The 4,325-nt window shown below is 41.7% G+C and carries 3 protein-coding genes and 1 pseudogene; 3 read left to right on the top strand and 1 reads right to left on the bottom strand.

Annotation, left to right across the window (positions count from 1 at the left end; translation table 11 throughout):
* Positions 1-422 (top strand): IS3 family transposase (locus I8J29_RS33105; protein WP_208851520.1); only part of this gene is annotated, 422 nt, incomplete at its 5' end.
* A 261-nt stretch (positions 423-683) separates the two neighbouring features.
* The gene (locus tag I8J29_RS33110; RefSeq protein ID WP_208851521.1) at positions 684-1,673 is read left to right on the top strand and encodes a phosphotransferase enzyme family protein; all 990 of its coding nucleotides are present in this window, start codon (positions 684-686) and stop codon (positions 1,671-1,673) included.
* Between the two features lie 398 nt (positions 1,674-2,071).
* On the opposite strand, the pseudogene I8J29_RS34110 reads toward I8J29_RS33110, so the two are convergent.
* Positions 2,072-2,694 (bottom strand): annotated as a pseudogene (locus I8J29_RS34110) (transposase); the annotation flags it as partial.
* A gap of 783 nt (positions 2,695-3,477) precedes the next feature.
* Between I8J29_RS34110 and I8J29_RS33120 the strand changes: the two are divergent.
* Entirely contained in the window at positions 3,478-4,149 is a 672-nt protein-coding gene (locus I8J29_RS33120) for a 5'-methylthioadenosine/S-adenosylhomocysteine nucleosidase family protein (RefSeq protein ID WP_208851522.1), read from the top strand.
* The last annotated feature ends 176 nt before the right edge of the window (positions 4,150-4,325 follow it).

Consider the following 4,325-nt stretch of genomic DNA (forward strand, 5'->3'; position numbering starts at 1 on the left):
CTTATTTGAGCGCTATTCTCGATCTTCATGATAAATCCATTGTCTCCTATGTATTAGGGCGTTCCAATAACAACCCTCTTGTATTCCAGACGTTGAGACAGGCCTTGCAAGCTGCTCCAGGAAGCAGGCCCATGCTTCACAGCGATCGAGGCTACCAATACACTTCTTTGGGCTTTAAGAAGCTCTTGGATGACAGTAACATGATCCAGAGCATGTCCCGTGTAGGACGGTGCATCGATAACGGTCCAATGGAATCATTCTGGGGGACTCTTAAATGTGAGAAGTATTATTTGCACACGTACCATACTTTTGATGATCTTGAGAGAGATATTCGGGCCTACATCCACTTTTATAACCATGAACGATTACAAGCAAAACTAAACGGCCTCAGTCCGATGGAGTACAGGACTAAGGCCGCCTAATTGACTTATTTATTTGCCTGTCTACTTGACGGGGGGCAGTTCAACGATCGGCTGCCGTCGTTGCGCTAACGACAATTTAACGCAATAGTTCAGCCGTTTTCATTGACTGTAAAAAGCTGGATTAGTATGATTGCTATGGAATAGAAATATCTTGAAAGTGGGGCTTCACATGTCACCAGGCATTCATTTTATTAGGTTGAGGTAACAGCAATGAGTGGGGAATTATATTATTAGATAAAGTTTCAATAGCAAGGAGAACTCATGGACCCAAAAATAAAATTAATGCTCCTGGACGAACATGCCGCTGAAGGCGCTGTGCTGTTTGGGGTCAGCCCAGAGGATCTTACTTTCATTGGAGGCTTTCAGAACTTTATTTATTCCTATAATCGCGATGAAATGAAATATATTCTCCGTTTCACTCCGAGCACTCTCCGCACGTTGGAAGGACTTGCAGCTGAAATAGAATGGATTCGTTACCTTTCGGAGAATGGTTTGTCGGTTTCAAACCCGGTTTCTTCGGTTGAGGGAAAGGATTTTGAACGTATCCAAGGAAATATAATGGATTTCTACGTGACCTCCTTTAAACACGCACCAGGCAGAAAAATCGGATATCCAGAATGCCTAGGTAATTCTAAACTTTATGAACAATGCGGATGTATAACGGGCCGACTTCATGAACTAGCCAAGCTTTACAAACCTATGGCCAAAAGACACACTTGGGAAATTAATGAATACCTCTTACGAGCCAAAGATTATTTACCTTCAGAGCTTCAACCAATTCTTCGCGCCCTTGATGAACTAAAAGTACATTTGGCTAGTCTGCCTGTTAATGCTGATAATTTTGGTTTAATTCACGGAGATATCAATGTAGGTAATTTCACGGTGGATGAATCAGGGCAAATAACACTCTTCGACTTTGACGAGTGTCAGTACAGTTGGTATGTTGAGGACATTGCTATCCAACTCTATTACTTGCTGTATGTATTCGGGGAAGATTCGAGGTCTGAACGTAAGGTACAATACGAACTTTTCATTAAACATTTCGAGCTGGGCTACACAGAGGGTGGTCGACAAATGCCTGACGGCTGGAAGGAGCAGTTGAAGCTTTTCCTTAGACTACGCGAAATTATCGTAGTAATCGGTATGCACCGGAGCTGGGATTTAAGTCAACCAGACGATTGGACCCGCGATTTCTTACAAGATAGTAGAATACGTATTATGAAAGGTATTTCTTTGATCGATGAGTTCTAGCCCCCTAAAACGGAGGTTACTCATTACGCTCCCTCGAAATGATTCAGTTTCCTCACTCAGACTCATGTATTCGCAGGATTTCATCCTGTAGTTAGTATGAAGAAGTGGATGGGGGAGGAGCCGGTAGCTAAAAGATAAAGAACTGGGCATGCGGGAATAAAGGTGAATACTCATCACCCATATTGTTCCATGTGTGCACGTCTCCATATCGCCTTAGCGATTCTCGCTCCCAAGTCTCATCGGGTCATAGCCCTTTCATTCCTTCGTCACATCTAACTACGGGGTGGAGGTCGGTCTATCTAACGGAACGGGTCCGAGCCCTTTTGCGTAATGTCTCCCGTTACTCCGTGCTTCTTGTCATCCTGCGAATGCTTGAGCTGGTGAGGAACGTACTAATCTTAGGCTGCCTGTGGGACAACTCGAGTTGAATCGTAAGTCTGGTTGCTAGTTGCTAGGCTGACGAGTAGACGCGCTACTTTACTACATAATTTCATGATGGATTTCATTTTCTTCAGGTTCTTTTTCTCCACATTGTAGCGGTGTAAAGCCTGAATGTCCGGGTTTGTCATGACCATACACATTGTCATGAGATAGAGAAAGTGACGCAGTCGAGGCCTACCTCGTTTGCTGAGAACCATCTTTCCTCGCCACTTCCCGGAACTAGCCTCAGCTAGATTCAAACCGGCATGACGCAGCAGAGCATTTCCATGCGAATAGCCACTTAGATCACCAGCCTCGCCGAGTACACCAGCTAGACTCGTTACACTGACACCTCGTATTTCAAGCAGCTTCTTTGCATACGGAATGCGTTCAAGAATGAGGTGGAGCTCGCGCTCAATCTGTTCAAGTTGGCGCTGAGACCAAATGAAGCTTGTAAGCCTTGAGTGCCTGTAGTGCCAACACTGGATTTTGCAAGTAAAATGAGCAACTCTGCGCGTTTAATTCCAGCATGACGCTTCACATATTGCTTCCAGCCGTCGAGGACTTGTTCAATGTTTAACCGACTGATTTCTCCCGGCAAATGTCCCGGTTCTCTTTGTTCTTTTTGACGAGATGAGGATTAACCAGAACGACTTTAATCGATAATCAAAGCAAAGGTTTAGCATAGCCAAAATGAAAAAATCAGAGAATGGATGGTGAGACGCTATACAGCTGCTTATTCCTGGACAAAACAAACTTCAAATTACTCATCTCGTTTTAGATTTTAATGGAACGATTGCTTTAGATGGACTGATTTTACCTAATGTTAGGGAAAAGCTGTTAGAATTAGAGAAACTTCTTAAGATCCATGTATTAACCGCTGATAGTAACGGTAGTGCTGCAAGAGAATGTGAGGGACTGCCCGTAGAGTTGCACGTTATCGACCAGGATGGTCAACGGGAGGAGAAAAGAAATTATGTTCGTACAATTGCACCAGGTGTTGTTGTTTTGGGCAACGGAGTAAATGATGAACTGATGTTTCGTGAAGCTGATCTTTCAATCGCTGTGATAGGGAAAGAAGGCTGTGCAACGGCGACACTAATGAGTAGTAACATAGTCGTCACAGACATAATTGATGGATTGGATTTGTTGTTAATGCATCATCGGCTCATTCCAACACTCAGAAAATAATTATTGGTTCTAACGGGGAACAAAAGCTCAATAAACAACTTGAAGGCTGCCGAACTAAAAATTGGCAGCCTTCATTAAGCTAAAGGGCAGGATAGTTGAAGCGATTAGTCGAAAACAGCAGTGAATGGCTAGGAAAAACGGGCTTGTTACAAATAATCAAACACAGTGAGTAGAAAGGTGAGGTGATAAGTCGATGATAGGAATAAGCATTGCGACTAAGTGGGAATATGAAGCTACATTAGAATATTATGAAATAAAAGATAACGAACATTTCGGTTATCCTTATGGCGAGTATTTCATAAGAACAATTAATGATACTGAACTTGTCTTTTATAGCACCGGTGTAAGAAAAGTAAATGGCGTTGGTGGTAATCAGTATATGATTTCTAAATTTAATTTAACTAAAGTAATCGTTGCGGGCACATGTGCAGGAATAGATGATAAGTTCAGTAATTTAGATATTTTTGTACCCGAGAAAGCCGTTCAATATGATTGCACAGTAAAAGAAATTGAGCCGCTTATTAAGCAATCCTTCATAATTGATATTGACCTTTTAAAATATGGAAATGGATTTTATACTGGAACAATTGGTACCGCCGATAAAGCAGTCGTTATGTGGAAGGACTATTTAGAACTAAAAGAAAACGAAATAACAATAGCCGATACGGAAGCAGCTGCTATTGCTTATATCTGTAAGAAAAATGATGTTGAGTGCATTATTATAAAAGGAATATCTGATTTTCCAACAGATGAAAGAAACTCTGATAAATTTGAATCGAACATTGAACAAATTAATGTTTACTTGGAAAACACCCCTAAAGTTATGAACAAAATATTCGGCGAGTATTTGAAGAGATTTATTTAAAAAGTTAGAGAAGTTTATAAAGTACTTCATTTGATCGCATTGGATTAAACTCCCTCAGAGAATAAAGGTTTTCTCGCGAATGCTCGCTCATTCGCAGAATTTCATATGCATGAATCAATAGGAGTTTCAAGAATTACATGAGAGGGGCTAAGCTGCTCCGTTTGAGGGCATGCGGG

The organism is Paenibacillus artemisiicola (assembly GCF_017652985.1).
Lineage (GTDB): Bacteria > Bacillota > Bacilli > Paenibacillales > Paenibacillaceae > Paenibacillus_Z > Paenibacillus_Z artemisiicola.

What these genes read in the sequence shown, in the direction of transcription:
- I8J29_RS33110 (WP_208851521.1), top strand. Translation starts at nt 684, where the DNA reads ATGGACCCAAAAATAAAATTAATGCTCCTGGACGAACATGCCGCTGAA.
- I8J29_RS33120 (WP_208851522.1), top strand. Translation starts at nt 3,478, where the DNA reads ATGATAGGAATAAGCATTGCGACTAAGTGGGAATATGAAGCTACATTA.